Origin of the sequence: Acinetobacter sp. ABJ-A23_2, from assembly GCF_044538765.1 — a bacterium.
Lineage (GTDB): Bacteria > Pseudomonadota > Gammaproteobacteria > Pseudomonadales > Moraxellaceae > Acinetobacter > Acinetobacter nosocomialis_A.
In genome coordinates this window covers 1-504 of the sequence record NZ_JBIUCP010000121.1, presented here as the reverse complement: position 1 = coordinate 504, position 504 = coordinate 1, and the positions used below count along the sequence as shown (strand labels likewise).

Genomic DNA, 504 nt, shown 5'->3' with positions numbered 1-504 from the left:
TTGGTGCGATTACAGTACCTGATGACTTAAACATTGATGGCATCATCAATGCAGCAGAACTTGGCGCAGACGGCAGCTTTGATGCCCGTGTTGCGTTGGGTCCAGATGCAGTGGTGGGCACTGTCGTGAACGTTAACGGCACTGACTACACTGTCAGTGCAACTGACTTGACGAATGGCTATATCACCGCAGCGATTCCTGTGACAGCAGATGGCCCAATCACCATCCATGCCCAAGCAGTGGATTCACAAGGTCATATCAGCAGCCCGGCAGATGTCATCGTGACTGTCGATACGGCAGCACCAAATGCACCAGTGATTGATCCAATCAATGCGACTAATCCAATCACAGGTACAGCAGAACCAGGTTCAACAGTAACTGTGAGCTTCCCTGATGGCACAACAGCAACAGTCGTTGCAGGCCCTGATGGTAAGTGGACAGCGCCAAACCCAGGTGACTTGCTTGATGGTCAAATAGTGACTGCGACAGCGACTGACCCAGCAG

Annotated in this window: 1 protein-coding gene; it reads left to right on the top strand. The window is 51.8% G+C overall.

Annotated features, from left to right (window positions below; translation table 11 throughout):
- On the top strand, positions 1-504 hold a 504-nt coding region (locus tag ACH63V_RS18130), incomplete at both ends, for an Ig-like domain-containing protein (RefSeq protein WP_396464327.1).